15 protein-coding genes are annotated in these 20921 nt (G+C 63.5%); 1 reads left to right on the top strand and 14 read right to left on the bottom strand.

Going from position 1 to position 20921, the window contains the following annotated elements; translation table 11 throughout:
- Window positions 1-15: 15 nt before the first annotated feature.
- The 9 genes from SA496_RS07875 to SA496_RS07835 form a co-directional block, all read right to left on the bottom strand.
- Window positions 16-1104, bottom strand: coding sequence for a WD40/YVTN/BNR-like repeat-containing protein (locus SA496_RS07875; protein ID WP_371924364.1), 1089 nt, complete (start codon window positions 1102-1104; stop codon window positions 16-18).
- Window positions 1105-1465: 361 nt separating this feature from the next.
- Window positions 1466-2833 carry a DUF1329 domain-containing protein gene (locus SA496_RS07870; RefSeq protein WP_120651723.1) on the bottom strand — a complete coding sequence of 456 codons (1368 nt, stop codon included), beginning with the start codon at window positions 2831-2833 and terminating at the stop codon, window positions 1466-1468.
- A gap of 63 nt (window positions 2834-2896) precedes the next feature.
- Window positions 2897-4933, bottom strand: a complete 2037-nt coding sequence (locus tag SA496_RS07865) for a DUF1302 domain-containing protein (protein WP_120651724.1) — start codon at window positions 4931-4933, stop codon at window positions 2897-2899.
- A gap of 520 nt (window positions 4934-5453) precedes the next feature.
- A complete protein-coding gene (gene pepN / locus SA496_RS07860; RefSeq protein WP_330115244.1) occupies window positions 5454-8111 on the bottom strand; it encodes an aminopeptidase N in 2658 nt (885 codons plus the stop codon).
- 105 nt (window positions 8112-8216) lie between these two features.
- Window positions 8217-9047: a DUF2797 domain-containing protein gene (locus tag SA496_RS07855; protein WP_178083602.1), complete on the bottom strand. Its 831-nt coding sequence runs from the start codon at window positions 9045-9047 to the stop codon at window positions 8217-8219.
- Window positions 9047-9307, bottom strand: a complete 261-nt coding sequence (locus SA496_RS07850) for a YeaC family protein (RefSeq protein ID WP_120651726.1) — start codon at window positions 9305-9307, stop codon at window positions 9047-9049. The genes SA496_RS07855 and SA496_RS07850 overlap by 1 nt, the downstream gene beginning before the upstream one ends.
- Before the next feature lie 36 nt (window positions 9308-9343).
- Window positions 9344-10210, bottom strand: coding sequence for a rhomboid family intramembrane serine protease (locus SA496_RS07845; protein ID WP_120651727.1), 867 nt, complete (start codon window positions 10208-10210; stop codon window positions 9344-9346).
- Complete coding sequence (locus tag SA496_RS07840; protein WP_330115243.1) at window positions 10197-11180, bottom strand: metallophosphoesterase; 984 nt, start codon at window positions 11178-11180, stop codon at window positions 10197-10199. The genes SA496_RS07845 and SA496_RS07840 overlap by 14 nt, the downstream gene beginning before the upstream one ends.
- Window positions 11180-12067 (bottom strand): NAD(+) kinase, encoded by an 888-nt coding sequence (locus SA496_RS07835; protein WP_044875010.1) that lies wholly within the window; start codon window positions 12065-12067, stop codon window positions 11180-11182. The genes SA496_RS07840 and SA496_RS07835 overlap by 1 nt, the downstream gene beginning before the upstream one ends.
- Window positions 12068-12160: 93 nt before the next feature.
- On the opposite strand from SA496_RS07835, the gene SA496_RS07830 reads away from it, so the two are divergent.
- A complete protein-coding gene (locus SA496_RS07830; protein WP_120655232.1) occupies window positions 12161-13102 on the top strand; it encodes a DUF1853 family protein in 942 nt (313 codons plus the stop codon).
- Window positions 13103-13191: 89 nt separating this feature from the next.
- On the opposite strand, the gene SA496_RS07825 is transcribed toward SA496_RS07830, so the two are convergent.
- The 5 genes from SA496_RS07825 to SA496_RS07805 all read right to left on the bottom strand — a co-directional run bounded on the left by SA496_RS07825 (window position 13192) and on the right by SA496_RS07805 (window position 20782).
- The gene (locus SA496_RS07825) at window positions 13192-15462 is read right to left on the bottom strand and encodes an Ig-like domain-containing protein (protein WP_330115242.1); all 2271 of its coding nucleotides are present in this window, start codon (window positions 15460-15462) and stop codon (window positions 13192-13194) included.
- A gap of 31 nt (window positions 15463-15493) precedes the next feature.
- A complete protein-coding gene (locus tag SA496_RS07820; protein WP_153921056.1) occupies window positions 15494-16792 on the bottom strand; it encodes a hypothetical protein in 1299 nt (432 codons plus the stop codon).
- A 473-nt stretch (window positions 16793-17265) separates the two neighbouring features.
- A complete protein-coding gene (locus tag SA496_RS07815) occupies window positions 17266-18372 on the bottom strand; it encodes a cyclic nucleotide-binding domain-containing protein (RefSeq protein ID WP_120651731.1) in 1107 nt (368 codons plus the stop codon).
- A gap of 4 nt (window positions 18373-18376) precedes the next feature.
- Entirely contained in the window at window positions 18377-19342 is a 966-nt protein-coding gene (locus SA496_RS07810; RefSeq protein WP_178123559.1) for a 1-aminocyclopropane-1-carboxylate deaminase/D-cysteine desulfhydrase, read from the bottom strand.
- Between the two features lie 69 nt (window positions 19343-19411).
- Entirely contained in the window at window positions 19412-20782 is a 1371-nt protein-coding gene (locus tag SA496_RS07805; RefSeq protein WP_153921052.1) for a chromosome partitioning protein ParA, read from the bottom strand.
- Window positions 20783-20921: the final 139 nt, after the last annotated feature.

The raw sequence follows: 20921 nt of genomic DNA, 5'->3' as shown, positions 1-20921 counted from the left end.
AATTCTCCGCCTTTCTTATAGTTGGCCCAGCTCGGCGCCGGTCGGCGACGCTACGCGTACACCGCCCTGTCCCACCAGGATCAGGTTGCCTTTCTCGTCGGCGATGACACTGGCCAGCGACATGCGATCGCTGCGGTTCACCACGGCGAAGCTGCGGCCATTGTCGGTGCTCTTCAGCACGCTGCCGCCATGACCGACCACCACCAGGCTACCGTCAGGCAGCAGTGCGCCACCGGACAGACCGAACTCCAGTTCGCCGTTGCCGGCTTTCAGCGGCACGGTTTCCCAGGTGCTGCCGAAGTCCGCAGAACGGAACAGGTGGCCACGCAGGCCGTAGGCGATCACCACGCCCGGCTCGGAAGTGCCGAGTGCACCGAATAGCGAGCCCTCGTACGGGCCTTCGAGGCGTTCCCAGGTCTCACCCCAGTCGGCGGAGCGGAACATGCTGCCCGCCTCCCCTACCACGAACAGGCCGGAGTCTTTCACCGCGGTGATGGCGTTGAGGTGGTACTGGTCTTCGTTATCGAGGCGGTCGCTGACGTCTTCCCAGTTCTTGCCGCCGTCACGGGTGGTCAGCAGGGCGCCATAGGAGCCCACTGCAAAGCCGGTGCTGGCGTCCTTGAACCAGACATCCAGCAGAGGCGCTTCGCGTTGCAGGTCTTCGAACTGAAGGGTCCAGGTTGCGCCACCGTCCACACTGGCGAGGATCTGCGCGTCGTGGCCAACGGCCCAGCCTTGCTTGTCGTCGACGAAATAGACAGCGGTAAGCATCTGGCGGGTAGGCACCTTGGCCTGGGTCCAGGACTTGCCGTTGTCGTCGGAATAGAGAATGTGGCCGCGGTCGCCAACGGCAACCAGGCGCTTGCCGGCATGGGCGACGTCGAGCAGCAGGCTGCTCACGGCTTTGGGCGATTCGATGGAGAGGACCGGCGCATCAGCGGCCAGCGCGGATGCGGTGATGGGCGCAGCGGCTACAGCAAGGACGGAGAGCACACTGAACAGCGAGAGCGCTTTGGCCAGCGGCGAATGAAAGCGGAACGTCGGCTTGTGGAGATTTTCCACTGCAAGGCCTGACGGGGTGCGCCGCATGACGGGCTCACTCATACACCTTTCCCCTTTTTGTTATAGGTGGATGCTGCCCAGGGCAGGCAGCGCACTAATCCTAGCCAGCTTTGGAAAGCCTGCACAATCGGCGGGACGTTATGTTTTGTTAAGCGCAGGTGCCGCTGTGTAACCGAGGCGCGAACTGCTCTGGCGCGGCGATCATTGACGGAACATCGAATCGACGCAGCGCTGGCAGAACCGTCCGTTTGCAATTGGTTGGCAATGCCCAGGCGGACACCTCCCGGCGACCTGCGCCTGAGGCAATGGGCAATTCTGATGCAGGCTTATCGCCTGCAAAATCGCCGACGAGAATGAAAAAGGCCGCTACAAGTAGCGGCCTTCTTCCTGGAGCTCTAAGCGATCAACGAGTACCACGGCGACGCAGGGCGGATGGCTTGAAGTAGCCATCGTCCGGAGTGGCCTGGGTGAAGTCGATGGTGGTCGGCTCTTCGTTGTCCAGGTTCTGCACGTGGTAACGACGGGCCTGCAGGTCGTGGAACACGTCGAGTGCGGACCAGGTGGTCGGCAGATCGTAGTAGTTCTTCAGGTAGGCAACCGATACGCGCCACAGCTCGCCACGGCCGTCGTACTGGTCAACCACCGCGGCTTGCCAGCTGTCCTCGTCGAGGAACAGGGTGCGCTTGGAGTAGATGTGGCGGGCGCCCGCCTTCAGGGTGCCTTCCACGACCCACACGCGGTGCAGTTCGTTGCGGGTAAGGGCCGGATTCAGGTGGCCGGGCTGCAGCAGGTCCTTGTACTTAACCTCAGGGCTGGAAACCTTGTAGTTGTTGTACGGGATGTAGATTTCCTTCTTGCCTACCAGCTTCCAGTCGTATCGGTCCGGAGCCCCGTTGAACATGTCGGTGTCGTCGGCGGTGCGCAGGCCGTCGGCAGCAGCGATCGGGGTGTCGTAGGCAAGGTTCGGTGCGCGGCGCACGCGACGCTGGCCGGCGTTGTAGCCCCAGGCCTGACGCGGCTCCTTCACCTGGTCGAGGGTTTCGTGGACCAGCGTGGCACCACCAGCCAGGCGAGCCGGGCTCTTGGTGAAGGACAGGTAGTAGAACAGGATGTTGTTCAGGTCGGCGTAAGTACCTTGCGGGTTGTAGTACTTGAACCGGGCTTCCTGCTGCGAGGTCACCAGGGAGTAGTCGCCATTACGCTGCACGGCCACTTCCGAAGCGCGGCGCACGATGTAGGAGCCGCGATAACGGGTGATGTGGTTCCACAGGGCCTCGACGCCATTCTGCGGGATCGGGAACGGGATGCCGCCATAGGCATCGGAGAAGCCATTGCCGCCGTCCAGCAGCTTGGCGGTGGTGGCGTTCTTGACGGTGTTGTCATACACCCACTGTGGCGCAGAACCGGAGCGGCGGGTCTGGTACACTGGCATCTGGAAGCTGTTCGGGTAGGCATTGAACAGGGCGATCTGACCGGGTGTCAGGTTGGCCTTGTACTGGTCCAGGTTCGCCTTGGTGATGGTGAACAGCGGTTTGTCTTCCGGGAACGGATCCGGGTGGTGCTGGCCGGACTTGTAGCCAGCCGGAGCCTGGGTAATACCACCGGTCCAGGCCGGGATGGTGCCGGCAGCGTTGCCGGCCTTCTCGGCACCGAAGGGGGTCAGGCTGGCGCCGAGCTTGGTGGCGTCCTGGGCCGAAACCGAGGCCAGGGCGCTGCTGGCGGAGAGCGCCAGGGCAACCGCGGCGCTAATCAGCGAAAGCTTTTTCAGCATGTGGGTTCTCCGTGATGAGTCTGTATCGGGCGCCCCGGGGCGCCCGTATTGTTCTTGTTGGGATTAGAACGAGTACTTGACGTTGACGCCGATGTTGTCGCGGTCACGTACCGAGTTGTTCTGGCCGCCGCCGTAGAACTCGGTGTACTGGAGTTCGGCTTCCAGGCTGTTCAGGTAGGTCGCTTTGACGCCCAGGGTGTAGGCCTTGCGACCTTCGATGAAGCTGCCGGTCTGGTAGGAGTTGCCCTCGAAGTCGTCCTTGTAGACGACGTAGGGGGAGATGTTCACGCCGGCGTAGACGTCGTTCCAGGTACCGGATACCAGCAGGGTGTAGCCGTAGGCGTTCTTATTGACCTGATCGTCACGCTCGCCGCCGGACACGTAGGAGTTGTTGCCGCGGCCGGAGTAGTAACGCTTCTGGCCGTTGAACGCGGTGTATTGCAGGTCGCTGCCGCGCAGGTGCTCGGAAGCCAGCTCCGCCACGCCGATCAGGGAGTCGAAGGACAACGACGGGCCGAAGTTGTAGATGGTGCCCAGGGAGGTGTTGAAGGCCTCTACGCGCTCGGAGTTGTGGATCGAATCACCCAGCTGCACGTCCTGGCCGCCGATGTTGACGGTACGTCCGGACGCCAGTTGCGGCGCCTGGAGCAGCAGATCACCCAGCAGGTCGTTGGTGGTGGCGATACCAATCGGCAGGTTCGGGCGGTAGGCCAACTCACCGAAGACCGAAGCGTCGCCCACGGTGGTGTTGAAGCTGAAGCCGTACATGCGGATGTCTTCGGCGTATTCACGCTGTGCTTGCACGGCGTTCGCCACATCCATCGTCGCCAGGCCGCCGGCTGCGGTAGTAGCGGCGGTAGTCAGCGCGTTGGAGTAAGCACGCGCCAGGGCCGGGTTGAGGGCCGGGTTGGCCAGCACTGCGCGCAATTGAGCGACCGAGATACCCGCCTGGGCTGCAACTGCCTGCTGAACCTGCGGAGCGATCGCGGTAGAAGCAGCGCCAGCGATCTGGGCAAGGTTCAGGCCCGCGTAATCACCCAGGTTGGCCGCGATGGTCGGCTCTTTGGCGTGATAGTTGACAAAGTAGAAGCCGAACTCGGTGGAGTTCAGTTCTTCAGCGATATAGCGGAGAGCCACGCCGAATTGACCGTCGTTCTTGGCGTTGATGTCCGGGCCGATCGAGGCCACCTTGATCACGCCATTGGCGTCCACGTTACGGCCGCCTTGAAGACCACCGATACCCGCAGCGCTCAGGCCGCTGTAGAGGGGAGCGAGCGGTTGCAGGGCACGCTGGGTGGAGTACGCGGTATTGCCGCCATCAGCGAACAGGTCGGTCTCGGAGTAGAAGGTGCCTACCGGGTCGATGGCCGACTCTTTCCAGTTCCACTGGTAGAAGGTTTCCATCGACAGGTTTTCAGTCAGGCCGACGTTGAAGCTCAGGGCCTCCACCGGCACCAGCACTTCCTTCAGTTCGGAGCCCGGCAGACGGAACTTGGCCGCGTCCACCGGGTTGGTGGTGTTCACGCCGCCGCGGTAGAAGATGCCCTCACCCCAGTTGAATACCTGCTTGCCAACACGGCCGGTGACCGGCATGTCGGCCACGTCCCAGTTGCCATAGAGGTAGGCGTCGAGAATCTGCGCGTCACGGCCGGCCTTGTGACGGGTTTCGTAAGTGAAGCTGTCGTCCTTCGGGAAGTTCTGGCTCGGCTGGACCGGGTTGTTGTTGTCCAGGTAGTCGTTGCGCTTGTCCATGATCTGGGTGTCATAGAAAGCGGTGCCACGCACGAACATGCCGTAGTTCTTGTAGGTCGCTTCCAGGTCGGAAGTGATCTTGTAGACCTCGGAGACCAGGCCGGTATCGAAGTTGCGGTTACCGTCGTTGGTGTTGATGTCGTTGTTGGTCTTGTCCTGGCCCTGTACGCGCCACAGCTGGCCGTAGGAAACAGTGGTATCCAGGGAACCGGAAATTTCGTCGTTGGCGAAGCTGAACTCCACCGCCTGGGCCTGGGCGGCTACCAGGAGCGGCAGGATACCGGCGAAGGCGAAACCTGCCTTGGCCGGTGCGAAACGCAACGTGGGCTTGCGGGACTTGAGCTCCATCGAGTCTTACTCCGTGGACTGATCACTTTGTTATTGGCAGCCCGTCATGCGGGCTTGTTTGTCCAGCCGCTTGGCGGCTTTGTTTGGCTTCGGCAGGAAATCCCCAGCGCAGAGCGCACCCCGCTTCGATTGCACCGAAACGGGGCCAAATCGTCAGCGGCGTTGCAACCATGGTGCCAATTCGCAATTGAGCGTCAGAAAAGTTCCACGAGTCTCGCGACAAATTTCAGTCAAACAAGTGACTGATCATCCACTGATCAAATTTGAATTTTCTGTCCGATCTTGTCGGACGATCTGGCTCGATTTGTCACTCAAGATCACACTTGAAGGGCATGTACGTTCATACCAAAAGCTGTCTGGTCAAGCCATTTATGGGCTTTTAAGACTGCTTGCGCATAACAGCGGCCCGATTCATTTCCTTGAGTAACAAAAAAGTGTTACCGGAGCTAACCGGTAACACTTCTTGAGGAAGAGACTTCAGAGGGATGACAGCCCGCTTTCGCAGGCTGTCAGCGGAGCGTCAGGCGAGGCTCTTGCTAACCACTTCGAAGACATCGCTGGACAGTTCGCCAGAGGCGAGGATGCGCTCCAGCTCGGCCTTCATCAGCTGCTGGCGAGCGGCGTCGTACTTGCGCCAGCGGGTGAGCGGCGCCAGCTGGCGGGAAGCGATTTGCGGGTTGAGGGCGTTCAGCGTGATCACATGGTCAGCGAGGAAACGGTAGCCGGCACCATCGGCCCGGTGGAAGTTCACCAGGTTCTGGTTGGCGAAGGCGCCGATCAGGGCACGCACCTTGTTCGGGTTCTTCAGGGTGAAGGCCGGGTGCTCCATCAACGCCTTGACCCGTTCCAGGCCACCTGGAAGACCACAGCCGGCTTGCACACTGAACCACTGGTCCATCACCAGCGGATCATCCTTGAAGTATTCGGCGAAGCGTTCGAGCGCCTCTGCCTTCTCTTTTTCGAAGCCCGAGTTGACCAGCACGGCCAGGGCCGACAGGCGCTCGGTCATGTTGTCGCAATCGCTGAACTGCTCCCGGCAGGCCTCCAGCACTTCCGCCTTGCCGCTCTGCATCAAGTAGGAAAGCGCAATGTTCTGCAGGGTGCGACGGGCGATATGCGCCGCCTCGGCCACGTAGCCGGTTTCGCGGGACAGCGCGCGATTGGCCTGGAAGCGGGCCAGCAGCGGTTGGAACAAGGCTCCGCCGATGGACTGGCGCGCGAACTCTCGAGCGGCGTGAATGGCATCCACATCAGCCACTTCGCTGATCTCGGTGAGATAGGCCTCGCTCGGGAGGGAAAGCATTTCTGCAACCATCGCCTGATCGAGCGACTCATCCTCAAGCAGGGTGCGGAAGGCAGTTATCAGGCGCGGATCCAGTACCAGCTTGTCGCCGCGCTGATGCTGGCCGATCAGCTCCTGCAGCACCTGCACCGAGAGTTGCTGGCCGGCTTCCCAACGGTTGAATCCGTCGGAGTCGTGCTGCATGAGGAACATCAACTGGTCGCGGCTGTAGGGAAAGCTGAGCTTCACCGGCGCGGAGAAGCCTCGCAGCAGCGAAGGCAGTGGGCGCTCGGGAACGTCGACGAAGGTAAAGGTCTGCTCCGCCTCGCCCAGGGCCAGCACGCGGCTGCACCCTTGGGCCGCGTCTTCTCCCTGCAGGCGCAGAGGCAGCTCGCGGCCCTGGCCGTCCAGCAGCCCCAGCTCCACGGGAATGACGAAGGGTTGCTTATCCTTCTGCCCCGGGGTGGCCGGGCAGCTCTGACGGAAGGTCAGGCTGTAGGTCTTCGTGGCGGCATCGTAGCGGTCTTCCACCTGCAGGCGCGGCGTACCGGACTGGCTATACCAGCGCTTGAACTGGGAAAGGTCGACACCGTTGGCATCTTCCATCGCCTTGACGAAATCGTCGCAGGTCACTGCCTGGCCGTCATGGCGCTCGAAGTACAAGTCGGTGCCCTTGCGGAAGCCTTCGGCCCCCAGGAGGGTATGGATCATGCGTACCACTTCCGAACCCTTCTCGTAGACGGTCAGGGTGTAGAAGTTGGAGATTTCGATGAAGGAGTCCGGGCGCACCGGGTGGGCCATCGGGCCGGCATCTTCGGCGAACTGATTGGTACGCAGGAACGCAACGTCCTCGATGCGCTTGACGGTGCGCGAGTTCATATCGGCGGAGAACTCGGCGTCACGGAACACGGTGAAGCCTTCTTTCAGCGACAGCTGAAACCAGTCGCGGCAGGTCACGCGATTGCCCGACCAGTTGTGGAAGTACTCGTGGGCCACTACGGCCTCGACACGCTGGTGGGCTGCATCGGTGGCGGTTTCCGCCTTGGCCAGCACGCAGCTGGAGTTGAAGATGTTGAGCCCCTTGTTCTCCATGGCGCCCATGTTGAAGTCGTTAACCGCAACGATCATGAAGATGTCCAGATCGTATTCGCGGCCATACACCTCTTCGTCCCAGCGCATGGACTTCTTCAGGCTGTCCATGGCGTGCTGCACCTTGTCGATGTTCTCCGGCTCGACATAGATGCGCAGGGTCACGTCGCGCTTGCTCATGGTGTTGAAGACGTCTTCCACGCACCAGAGGTCGCCCGCCACCAGAGCGAACAGATAAGCCGGTTTCTTGAACGGGTCTTCCCAGGTCGACCAGTGACGACCGCCCTCCTCCGCCCCACTGGCCACCGGGTTACCGTTGGACAGCAGCACCGGATAGCGGTGCTGCTCGGCGCTCACGGTGGTGGTGAACTTGCTCATCACGTCCGGGCGGTCGAGGTAGTAGGTGATCTTGCGGAAGCCTTCGGCCTCGCACTGGGTGCAGAACATCTTGCCGGACTTGTACAGGCCTTCCAGCGCCGTATTGGTTTCCGGGTGAATGCGCACGGTGCTATCGAGGGTGAAGCTCGTTGTCACGGGCTGAAGGGTCAGATGGCTGTCATCCACCTGGTAATCGGCGGCGCCCAGCTCGCGGTCGTCCATGGAAAGCGACAGCAGCTCCAGTTGCTGGCCGTCCAGCACCAGCGGCGGCAGACCTGAGCCGGATTCGGGGTTGCGGCGCATCACCAGCTGGGCGTGAACCAGGGTGTGATCCTCGTACAGCTCGAAGGTCAGGTTGGTCTCGTCGATCAGGTAGTCGGGCGCCTGATAGTCCTTGAGGTAGATGACTTTCGGTTGCTCGGTGCGCATGGTCGTCTCTTCGCGTGCGGGGCGGCCCCGAAACCCTGGGCCGCGCATGATGAAAGGGTCAAGGTCGGAGTATGGACTATTCCCCCTCCGACCTCATGGCGGGAGCTATGCGGCGCTGATGGCCAATTGGTAGGCCGTGTACTTGCGCAAATTGATCACGCCGGTATCGAGGATCAGGTACTGGCCCTTGATGCCCCGCAGCGTACCTTCCACCACCGGCGTCTTGTCCAGATCGAAGCTGACGACCTTAGTCGGGTAGGCATCCACGGGATAGCTGATCTCGATGGGCAGGATATCCCTGACTGGCTGGATGGCCTGCAAGCCGAAGCGGTCCTGCAAGGCGCGAATACCATCGGCAAGCTGGTCGAGCAGCTCATCGCGAATAGCCGGCAAGTCCAGCGAAGGTGCCTCGCCCTTGAGCATCGCCCGCCAGTTGGTGCGGTCGGCCACCTTGCTGCGCAGCAGGTCCTCGACGAAGCCCGACTGCTGGCGGGTGGCCACGCGAACGATCGGTAGCGCCTGGCTGGCGCCCTGGTCGATCCAGCGGGTCGGCACCTGACCGGCGCGGGTGATGCCCACTTTGATGCCCGAGGAGTTGGCCAGATAGACCACGTGGTCGGTCATGCAGAAGCGTTCGCCCCACTCGGGCTCACGGCAGGTGCCCTCGTCGAAGTGGCACTTTTCCGGGCTGACGATGCAGCTGTCGCACTGCGCCAGCTTGGTGAAACAGGGGTAGCAGTAGCCCTGACTGAAGCTCTTCTTCGTCTTGCGTCCACAGTGGGTGCAGTGGATGGCGCCGAGGAACTCCAGGCGCAACTGCCTGCCGATCAGGGGATTCACCGCGATATCGGCTTCGCCAAGGCGGAAGCCGTATTGCACCGGGGCCTCAAGGCGCACCGACATCTTGCTGAGTGCGCCGCGTCCTAGTTCCAGCATCAGTGAACCGAATTCGACTTGAACAGGATGTTGGGGATGGGATCGGACTTGGAGCTGCACTCCTGCGGACCCATGTAGCCGGTACGTTCTTCTTCCGGCAGGTGCTTCAGCTCCCAGGCGATTACCGCCTGAAGCGACAGTTCTTTCTGTTCCTGGGTCAGCTTGCGGCCGTCCGGCCACTTGCCGATCTCCACGGCCAGCTTGAGGCTTTCGTAGACATCCTGGGTGATGTTGCTGATCAGATGGGCAAACGACGACATGGGCCACTCACGGGGAAATGGGACAGGCTGCGCATTCTACCGGCGCAGGCGAGCCAGGGCACCACCCATCAGTCCAGTGGCGCAACCGACGACGAGGCCGCCCACATGGGCGCCGTTGGCGATGGCTCCGAACCCCAGGGCAGTGATCAATCCGGACAAGCACACCAGCAGCCAGATCAGCATCATCGCCATCACGCCTGGCGGCAGCCGGTAAGCCGGACACGGCGCCAGGCGCTGGAACACCCAGCAATGCCCCAGCAGGCCGTAGAGCACACCGGACAGCCCACCGAACAGCGACGGGCCGCTGACGAGATATTGGGTGTAGTCCGACACCAGGCTGAAGCCCAATGTCAGCACCAGCAGCACCGGACCGCCCTGGCGCGCTTCGATGCGGCGCCCCAGCTCCCAGAACCACATGCCGTTCATGGCCAGGTGCAGAATGCCGAAGTGGATCAGCATCGGCGTCACCAGCCGCCACCACTGCCCTGCCGCCAGGCCCTCATCCAGGGACGAAAAATAGATGTAATCGCCCTGGACCTCGAAGTCCTGGAAGCTCAGCCAGCGAATGACCGAGAAGTTGTCACCCAGGTTGGTGAGCGCTGCGACCACCAGGGTGACCAGTAGCACCAGGCTGGTAATGGGGCTGGCCATGATCTGGGCGACGAAGCCCGCGCGGGGGGCATCCTGCGGCGTTTCATGCTGAAGCTGGAAGTGCGGGTCGCCGTCGGGAAAGCGCGCATAGAGCCCACGCACCTGTTCCGCCAGTTGCTGGCCCGGCACCCAGAGCACCTGCTCGCCGGATTCCTCGCTGACGCGATAAGGCACATTAAGGCGCTGCAACAAGGCAATGAAACCGGAAAGATCCACGGTCAGGGGCAATCGCAAGACTTCAATCGCGCTCATTGGGAGCCTCGGGGCGTTCCACTTCGACCCAGACGAACTTGTCCGGATCCAACCGGCTTTCCTGGTCGAGCCGATAGGCCACCAGCTTGCCGTACATCACCGCGCTGTAATCCAGACAGGCAAGGTTGCCGCGAATCGGCGCCGGCCGACCGCGCCGCCAGTAGTGGCCGACGAACAGCAAGGGCTCCTGCGGACCATAACTGAGCAGGCGCGACTTGTGCGCCTTGGACAGTGGTTGGCTGGCCACCTGTTCGGGCAGCGCGTCAGGCTGGAACACCACGTCACCATAGGTTTGCGGGTCTTCAGCCCAGAACTTGGTGCGGAACACCGAGCGGGTGAAGCCGTCGCTGCCGGTCAGGGTCATGCCACCGGGCAGCGGCAGGTCGGTGCCACGCAACAGGCGGTCGAATACGCGGCTGGCGAAACTGGCGGGGTCGGCCGCAGCCTTGATGAAGGCTTCGTTGACCCGCCCGTTCGGATGCATTTCGCGCAGGGCGGCGATCAGCTCGCCGTCCCAGCACGCATGGACCATGCGGAAGTGACCGCCGTCCAGGAACAGCGGCAGTTCGTAGAACCAGCCGAGGAAGTCCCGCCAGTCCGCCGGATGGCCTTCGAATTGCTCCAGGGTTTCCTTGATCAGCCGGGTATGACGCGGCGTGTGCTCACGGACAAAATGCCGACCGCTACCGGGCGACGCGGGGGTGCTCCAGCCGAGCGCGTTGTACTCATGGTTGCCCATGATGCACAGGGCCTGCCTGGCCTCCACCATGGCGTGGACGATGTGCAACGCTTCGCGGATGCGTGGGCCGCGATCGATGATATCGCCGAGAAACAATGCCATTCGCTTCGGGTGCTGCCAGACATCGCCATGCTTGCGATAGCCCAGGCGGTCAAGCAGACGCTCCAGGGTGTGGGCGCAACCATGGACGTCACCGATCAGATCGTAGCCACGGCCGGGATCGAGGCTCATCAGTCGCCTCCACCTAGTCGGCTGCCCCAGCCCAGCTTGGTCCGGCAGACCTCGTAGTAGTTGTGGTCCAGCGGGTGGATCAGGCGCAGTTTCTGCGGCTTCTTGGCGACGGTAATGGTGTCGCCGGGCGCGCAGGTGAAGTGGTTCTGGCCGTCGCAGGACACCAGCGGGTAGATCTGCAGGTTGGGCGAGACCACGATTTTCAGCTCGCTGGTGCTGTCCACCACGATGGGCCGGCTGGACAGGGTGTGCGGGTACATGGGCACCACAACTATGGCATCGAGTTTGGGATGCATGATCGGGCCGCCCGCGGATAGCGCATAGGCGGTGGAGCCGGTGGGTGTGGCGATGATCAGGCCGTCGGCCTTCTGGCTGCAGACGAACTGGCCGTCGATGTGAAGTTCGAACTCGATCATCCGCGTCGACTTGCCGGGGTGCAGCACCACATCGTTCAGCGCGTCGCCCTGGCCAATGGCCTCGCCGTGGCGGCGTACCTCGGCCTCAAGCAGGAAGCGCGTCTCGACGCTGTAGCGGCCGTCCAGCACCTCGGCCACCTTCACCTCGAGCTCGTCAGGGCGTATGTCGGTCAGGAAGCCCAGGCTGCCACGGTTGATCCCCAGTACCGGCACGTTGTGGCGCGCGAGGGCCCGTGCGGCGCCGAGCATGCTGCCGTCTCCGCCGACGACGATCACCAGGTCGCAGACCTCACCAAGGATTTTTCGTGAAGACGTCTGCAGGCCGTGGCCCGGCAGCACTTCGGCGATGGTGTCTTCGAGGATGACGTGGAGATGGCGGTCCAGCAGGAATTTTTTCAGCCGGCGAATGGTGTCGAGCACATGGGAACTGCCCAGGCGACCGATGATGCCGATATTGCGGAATTGCTCCATGGGGCTCCAGGGCGGCATTGGCGGGTGAGGAATGGCGAAATTATGGGGGATAGCAGCGGACAGCGGCAAACCGCCTTCGGCTATGCTCGCAGCATGCACGCCTTCGAATCGCTGACCGACCTGCCCCGTCAACTGCGCCACGCCGGTGTACGCGACCTGGCGTGGGTTCTGGTTTCCCCGCCGCTGCTGGCGCAAACGCCCTGGCGCCAGCGCCATCCCCTCAGCGCGAGCGGCTGGGCCAGTCGTCCTGAATGCCTCGCTGACTGGCTCCGTGCACTGGACCGCCAGCCCGAGTCTCTCGACCAATGGCTGGCACATGCCGCCAGCCGGCGCCTCGGCCTCTACTACGAACGCCTGTGGCAATTCGCCCTGACCCAGGCGCCGGATGTGGAGCTGCTGGCCGCCAACCTGCCAATCCGCATCGCTGGCCAGACCCTGGGCGAGCTCGACCTGCTGCTGCGGGACGACGAAGGCGTGCATCACCTCGAGCTGGCGATCAAGCTCTACCTGGGGCCGCGCCACGGCGATGGCGGCAAGCCATCCGAATGGCTGGGGCCAGGCAGCCACGACCGTCTCGACCTCAAACTGGAACACCTCAGCCAGCACCAGCTGCCCCTGTCGTCGAGCCCCGAAAGCCGCCAGGTTCTCGATCAGTTGAACGCGCAGCCGGCCAGCGCTGAGCTCTGGCTGGGTGGTTATTTCTTCTACCCCTGGCCGGGCAACTGCACCGCACCGCAAGGCGCCAATCCGGGCCATTTGCGCGGGCATTGGCTGCGCCACAGCGACCTCGAGGACTTTCTCGGCCAGGCCGAGGGACCCTGGCAGCCCCTGCCTCGGCAATCCTGGCTGTCCCCGGCGATCAGCGAAGCCGACGAATGCTGGACGACAGAACGCTTCGGACAGTGGCGCGAAGAGCTCCAGTCGGATAGCCCGGCTCGCCTGCTGGTACGCCTGGCTGCGGATGGCGACGGTCGCTGGAAAGAAGCCGATCGCGCCTTCCTGGTCAGTGATCGCTGGCCGCTCGAACCGCTGTAATCCGGCAAGGCGCAACCTGTCCTGCAAGAACGCCAGCAAAGCACAACGCCCGCAGACCTGATGGCCTGCGGGCGCTTGCCAGCTCCTGGTTACTGCACGACCACAGGGCTGGTCCGCACGGTGCCCAAGGCCGATCGCGCAGTGGCGCTGGGGCTGTTGCCAGGGGCGATGCTGGAATTGCTCACCGTCACCCGCCAGGTGCCGTTGGCCGCCGGTACCGCGGTGCCCAGCAAGGTCACGCCGCCGCTGCTGGTCACTTCTACCCGGATGCTGTTGCCAGCAGGGCGGGAGGTGGTGCCACTGATATCCCAGTCATAGCGCCGTACCGACGGTACCAGGATGCCTAGGACTCCCGAGACCAGACCGCCCAGTCCTCCGGTGGCGCGCACCGTGGCCGAGGTTATGCCCAGGGTTTCCGCTGGCATCTGTACCGGTGCGACCAACACACTGACGGTCGCGACCCCAGAGAGGTTGCCCAGGCTGTCCCGTGCGCGATAGGTGAAGCTGGTGCTGAGCGGATTCGCCAGGGCCGACGGCGGCGTGTAGGTGACGCTGGTGCCATTGCTGGTGACGCTGCCCTGCCCGGACGGCGGCTGAGTCAGGTTGGCAATGGCCAGAGGCACATTGCCCTCCGGGTCACTATCGTTGGCCAGCACGTTGATGGTCACCGGGTTCGGCGCCGTTGTGCTCGCCGAGTCATTGCCCGCCACCGGCGGTTGGTTGCCGGCCACGTTCACGGTCACGGTCGTCGGGGCGGAAAGCGCGCCCAGGCTGTCCCGAGCCTGATAACTGAAGGTGGTGGTCAGCGGGCCGGCAAGGCCAGCCGGCGGCGTATAGGTCACCACGGCTCCGTTGGCGGTCACGCTACCTGTGCCGGATGCCGGCTGGGTCAGGTTGGCAATGGCCAGCGGCACGTTGCCCTCCGGATCGCTGTCATTGGCCAGAACGTTGATACTGACCGGCGTACCCAGCGCGGTGCCCGCGGAATCGGCAACCGCTACCGGCGGCTGGTTGGCCGGACCGCCCTGAGCACCGACCACAAGGACCGGTTCGGTATCGGCACCACCGGCGGCAGACTTCACCGTCACATAGGCTGGCGGTTGCGCTACCTCTCCAGCGATCAGGCGCTGCTGGCTGCCGGCAATCCGGGTCAGGGCACCGAAACCCTCCGCGGCCAGCACCGGCACCTGCACTTCGTCGCTGGATCGCGCTTCGATGGTCAGCGTGCGATCGACCGCCGAGTAACGCGCATTGCTGATTTCCACCTGGTCCGTCAGCGGCTGGCTCAGGGTAGTCGGTGCCGTGATGCCACTGCTGTCGGTTGCCGTCACCACCACCTGCGGAGGCAGGCTCGCAGGACTGGTGTCCTGGCCGAAGAACGTACCGCTGCCACTGCCGGTCATCTGGAACTGGCAAGGTGACGGCGGATCGCCAACCAGGTCGATGGATTCACGGAAGCAAAGGCTGGCGCCCGTGGTGGAATTGCCGAACACCGAAATCCAGGTGCGACCGGCACTGCGGGTGTAGCTGGCACGGGAAACCTCCAGCGACGTGCCTGCACGGCTGCTCAGGACCTTGCCCGACAAACTGAACAGGTTGGTCTGCGCCACCCGCCCACCGGGCCCTTCGATGCGCACGAAGTTGGTGCCGAAGGGACTGCCGGTAACCTGCTCGGCGAGGTTGGGGTCGCCAATGAAGGTCTCCACCAGCCCGGTCTGAGGGTCGGTTTCCCGGTACGGACCATTACGGCTGACCAGATAGGGACCGACATTGCCAGCCAGGGCACCGCGGAAATCGCCCGGAGCGCCGATGCCGATATCGCGGGTCAGGTTGATGGCCCGGCGGCCGGGTGCAGTGACATTGAAGGTATCCACGCCATAAGGGTGGATGACCCGGTAGGTGCCGGCCACCGGCACGTTCACCCGGATGCGGATACGCGCGAAGCTCTGCTGGTCGCCCTGGCGTGGCACCTCGCTGGCAAAGGCTGCCTCGATGCCGGCAACGTAGGCCTCCATCTCGATGCCATTGCCTGGATCTTCGATTTCGGCTTCCGCGAGCATCCAGAAGCTTTCATCCGGGAAGTTGCCAGGGAAAGCGATCGGTTTGGTTTCGTCGAAGATGCCGGGATTGGGCAGCAGGGTACACATGAAATTGCCCGGCGCACGCGAACTTTGAACCTTGGACAGGCACAGCTCGAGCTTCAGTTTCGCCGCGTCCGAATCCGTGCGGTCCTGGTACCAGAGGGGAAAGCCGCCGGTCGCCGCGGTATAGGGACCGGGGTCGACAGCCGCGAGCTGGGCCTGGGCGCCAGCGGCGCCAACCCCCACAACCATCGCAAGAACTACTGGCCACTTATGCATGACAGTCTCCATAGCAATCTGGGATTGGCGCTCAGGGAAGGATTCGCACGTCTTCGGTGTCGCGGCCGCCGTTGGCGGACACCACCGTGACCCGCGCGGGGGGAATGGGCGTGACGACCTGCTGCAGACGCCCGCCCACCAGCCCGCCGACGCCCTCGACCGTCAGGCCCGGCTGGCCGGTGCGATCGCTGGAAACGGCTTCAACCGTCAGGGTGTTGTTGCCCAGGCTGTACTCGGCGCGGCTGATGCTCACCACATCAACCAGTGCACTGTTCTTGCTGGTAGGCAGACTGCCCGGCACCACGGCCGAGTTGTCGGCAGTGATGCTCACGCTGCTTGCGCCCCCCGGATCACGCGGCGACTGGCCATACCAGGCGCCCAGGGCGGTGCCCTGCATGGCCGCGGCAGTGCCGCCGGCGTCGGTGAAACTGGCACTGGCGCCGGGTGGCGGTGCCTGGACGAAGACGTCCTGCTGTGCCTGCCCCGCCCCGTTCTCACCGCGCGAATAGGTGCTGCGGGAAACCTGCAGGGGCGTCGGCAGCTGGACGCTGGAGAGCTTGCCGGAAACCGAGAACAGTCGTGATTCGAGCCTCAGGCCGTTTGGCCCTTCGATGCGTACGAAGTTGGTGCCGAAGGGGCTGCCTGTAACCGCCTCGGTCAGGTTGGGATCACCGATGAAGGTTTCCAGCAGGCCGGTATCCGGATTGGCCTCCTGATAGGGTCCATTGACGCTGCGCAGGAATGGGCCGACATCGCCCTTGAGCGCCCCCTTGAAATCGCCCGGTGCGCCGATGCCGATATCACGAGTCATGTTGATGGCGCGGGTGCCGGGCGCATCCACCTGGAATACCTCAACCCCGTAAGGGTGAGTCACGGTATAAGTGCCGGCGGTGGGTACCGTCACACGGATGCGGATACGGGCGAAACTGACCTGGTCGTCGTTCGCCGGCACTTCGCCGTTGAAGGCTGCCTCGACCGCTGAGACGTACAGCAGGTCAACCCCGCTGGCGGCGTCAGCAACACTGGTCTCCCCTGTGAACCAGAAGGCTTCATCGGGGAAGTTACTCGGAAAGTTGATCGGCCGGGTGTCATCGAACACTCCGGGACTGGGCAGCAGCGTACACATGTAGTTGCCCGGCACCCTGGAGCTTTGCGCCCTGGACAGGCAGAGGTCCAGGGCGCGTCCGTGGGTGTCCTGGTACCACGCGGCGAAGAAGCCGTTGGCGTGGATGGGAGCGTTCTGATCGACCGCGTAAAGCGCTGCCCGGACCGGCTGCAGGCCAGCGCCCAGGATCAGCGAAACTGCGACTGTTGTGGCTGTTTTGCGCATGACATTGCCCTTCTATGCTGGTGAAGTTTCAGCCGTAGAAATGCCTGGGAGCTGGTCACGAGGAGGCACCCTCGGGAAGTTGCCCAAGTGCAAACGAGTAATGGGAAAGCGGCGGCAACAGTTCGGATTGCAGTGCCCGAACCGTGTCCGAAAAGCCCCCGGATGATTCAGGCGATGGCGCCGCACCTGCGGAAGCGGCTCGCTCCAGGGGAACGGGGCATCCGCGACCTCAGCGTTGTTGAGGGGGCGGGGCGGCGCAACAGTATCAAGTCGATAGTCGGAAAGTTAAACCGAGTGTGGTGACCCGAAAGTGGGTGGGAAACTGATACCTCCAATTTCCGCCAGAGTTTCGAAGTTATGCGATAGGGCAAGGCCGGCGACAACTTTCTCGAACTACAAAGTTACTCGTCGCAACTTTTCCAGCGAAGTTTGAAGACCCAGTTTTGGGGTTGGAAACTTGTGTGCGCGACCGATCAACGGCTGCGTTCGACCCGCCCTCCCGAGCGCGCCAGGTAGCCTGCCCCGGTCTCGCTGATCAGCGCATCGCGCTGCAATGCCGGCAAGGCATCCAGGCCATCGCGCAGGGCATAGGCGCGAATACCCAGCTGGGAAAGCGTGAACACTGCACTGGCGCTGCGTTTGCCGCTGTCGCAATAGCAGAGGTAAGTGCCACCGCCATCCAGCAACCGCGCCTTCAGGCGCAACAGGTGCAGTGGCATGTTCAGCGCCTTGGGCGCATGGGCGCGCTCGTACTCTTCCTGCAGACGCACATCCAGCCATTGGCCGCCGCCGCCCAGCAGGCGGACCGCTTCGCCCAGGCTGACCTCATCCACCACCGGCGCCTTCAGGAGTTCGAGGAAGTCGGCCTGGTCCAGCCGCTGCAGGATGCTGTCTTCCAGCAGCGTGACACTGGCGTTGCGCGGGCAATCCCCCAGCAGGGCTTCCTCGCCGAAGCACGCTCCCACGTCCAGTTCAGCCAACAGTTGCCGGTCGCCGCCCTCTCCACGGATGACCTCCGCCCGGCCGGACTGCAGGAAGTAGCAACAGTCGCCCTCCTCCCCCTCACTCATCACACGGCTTCCCGCCGGCAGCTCCACTCGCCGCAGACGCTCCAGCATGCTGCGCACGTTGGCCGGTGGAACCTTGGCCAGCAACGGGCTTGCGAGCAAGGTTTCGAGCCACTCGCCTTCGCCTTCCGGACTGAGGTCCAGCAGCAGATCCAGATGGGTCGAGCTCCAGGTCAACTGGCGCGCCAGGGTGGCGCTGTCGATGCCCAGCAGCGAGCAGTCTCGCGAGGCGAGCGCTTCGTGCAGGCGTGGCAAGGTGGGGGAAATGGGATGGCAGCTGGCTTCGCTGCCCGCCTCCAGACGCGTCTCTGCACCTTCGGCATCTCGCAGGAGCAGCTCGCCGGACAACAGGTACCAGGTCAGGCGGGCCTGGTCGCCCCGTCGGAACAGCAACTGTCCCGCGAGCAGGGGTTGGGGTACCAGTTGCGGACGCAGCTCACGCCACTGCTGGTCACTCAGTGCATTGAGCGGGACCAGGCTGCGCAGCTGTTGGGGATTCAGGGGTTCGCTCATGGAGTCATCCTTGTGCTTCCACTGCCCGATCAGTGTAGCCGGCCAGTCGCAACAAATCGGAATGCAGGGCGCGGCGGCCCTGCAGACCACCAGTGTGGAGCAGCACCAGGCGGCTGCCGCGAGGAATCCGGCCAGCCTGTGCTTCATCGTGGATTGCCAGCAGAGCCTTGGCGGTATAGAGGGGCTCAAGTTCCAGGCCGCCATCCCTTTCGCTGTCCAGCAGGAAGCGGGCGAGCACCGCATCCAGCCGCGCAAATCCCCCCTGGCTGGCATCGATCAGGCGGTAGCCCCCGTCGGCGCACCCGGCCTCGGTAAGGATGGCGCTCACTTGCTCTGCCACGCCGTGGTCGGACGGTACCGCGAGGGCACCGATTACCGGGTGCTCGCCTGCCTCGCCCAGCACCAGCCCGGCGAGAGTCGTGCCGGTGCCTGCGGCCGTCCAGAGGCTGTGGTAGTCGCTCCATCCCAGGTCGGCCAGTTGCTGGCGAATCATCCCCACCAGCCCCAAGCATCCTTGGGCCCCCATCAGCCCTCCACCGCCCTCGGGCACCGGTTGGTAGCGCGGATAACGCCCCAGCCACGGGTCCCAGAATCCTGGCCGGTGGCGCGCCCGGTAGCCGCCATACCCCAGCCAGTGCAGCTGCATTCCGAATTGCTGAAGGTCGCGCACGGTTGGCGTGTCCTGGGGTTCGCCACGAAGCAGACCGACCGAGGGAAACCCGAACCGGGCACCGGCCGCCGCCAGGGCATGGAGGTGGTTGGAGTGCGCGCCCCCCAGACTGATCACACCTTCAGCACCCTCGCGCCCGGCCTTGGCCAGGTAGGGCGCCAGCTTGAACCACTTGTTGCCAGACACCAGTGGGTCTACTGCATCCAGGCGTAGCACGGCCAGTTGCAACTCGGCTGCGGTCAACCAAGGCAGGCACAGAGGCTCAAGAGTGGCGCGGGGATTCCAGTCAGGCAGGGTCAGGGGCAAGGTCGGGTCCGTCGGCGGCCATTCGGGGGCGCTAGGGTAAAGCAGGCTCGCGTACGGTTTCGCTCAACCTGCGGTCCGCAGTCGCCCACCCGCACGGTGACGGGGGCAGCAATTGGATTCGCCGGAAACGAAGCGACTGGGTGCCTCGATGCGATCGATGGGCATGCTGCAACGCTCGCCGTTTGGCAGGCTGGCTTCGCAGGTGGGCTGCTGGTAATGAGCCAACCACTGGCGGTACTGGTTCTCGGACACGAAGCACTTGGCCGCGGCGTAGGCCTGGGGATTTTCCTGGTAGCGGGCGATGTCGGTCAGCGGAATGGTCAGGTGCCCAGCGCCCGGATGGTAGACCACAAAGACCACGCCCAACTGGGCCAGACGTTCCAGCATCAGTTGCCCGGACTGTCCTTCGAGCGCATCGCACTCCTGGCGCAGGCGATTGACCTCGGCCTGCAGCTGTGCGTCCAACTGGTCGCGATAGGCCAGTTCGACATCACGAATCGCCAACTGCTCGCGGTACTCGGCCACGGCGGCGGCGACTCGCGCCTGCAGCTCGCCTTCGAATTGCGCGCGGAGGATGTCCGCTTCGGTACGGCCGTGGCGCTCCAGTGCACGCAATTGCACGTTCATTTCCTCACGGCTGGCCTGGAAGCGCTCCAGCTCGCCATCAAGCTTGGCTTGCAGGCCCGCGTTGACCTCTTCCTGCTGGCGCAGGGCGTGCTGCAGGGTGCGAATCTGATCCTGCAGGGCCGAGCTGCTCTGGTCGGCCGCATGGCGCATTCGCGCAATGGCCTCTTCGTTCTGCTGGCTGAGGGAGCTGAGGCGCAGGCGCTGCTGGCGGACCAACTGGGCAGTCTTCAGGCGATGCTCCTTCTCCATCTTCTCCGCCAGTTGCTCGGCCATCTCCTTGGTGATTTCCGGCGGGGCGTACCAGCTGTCTTCCGATGCCACCTGGAGCTTCTCGGCATCCAGGACCGTGGGCAGTTCCTCCTCCACCAGCAGGCCTAGGCTGTTGCCCTTGACGGCGTCACGCAGCAGGGCGAGGTCATTGCGGTCGGAATTGAGGCTGGGGTCCCAGAGATGCATCTGCTGCCAGGACACCGGACACTGACTGCGGCACGCCAGGCGAATAGGGCCGGCGCCGAGGTCGGGACCACGCCCTGCGCGCTCGGCCAGCTGCCGCAACGGCAGGTTCCAGCCGGTATCGGCTCGGCCGTCTTCATCGAAGTCGAGGTAGAAGAACACCACCGCGCGCACTTGCATGCGCGGGTTGATCATCACGTAAGCCAGTTGCATCTGGCGGTCGGCGAACTCAGGCAAACCGACCACACCGTCGAGGATGGCTTCAAACTCCGAGTGAAGCATCTGCTTGCAGATGCCACGGTCGTTGAAGAACACGACGGCTTCCACCAGTTGCGGCTTCTTCAGCATGCTCATCGCTCTACCTCTGGCTCTGCGCGGTGACTCACTGCGGGCATTGTTGGGGGTGTTCGGTTTTCGTCCGCACACACTAATCCGGACTTTAGAAAAGTCTAGGGGATATTAGGCGCCGAGCAATGTGACTGGGTTGGCAGAG

Source organism: Pseudomonas sp. JS3066 (genome assembly GCF_036328175.1).
Taxonomy (GTDB): Bacteria; Pseudomonadota; Gammaproteobacteria; order Pseudomonadales; family Pseudomonadaceae; genus Metapseudomonas.
The sequence above is the reverse complement of the archived record's forward strand: the minus strand, read 5'-3'. Positions and strand labels throughout refer to the sequence as shown.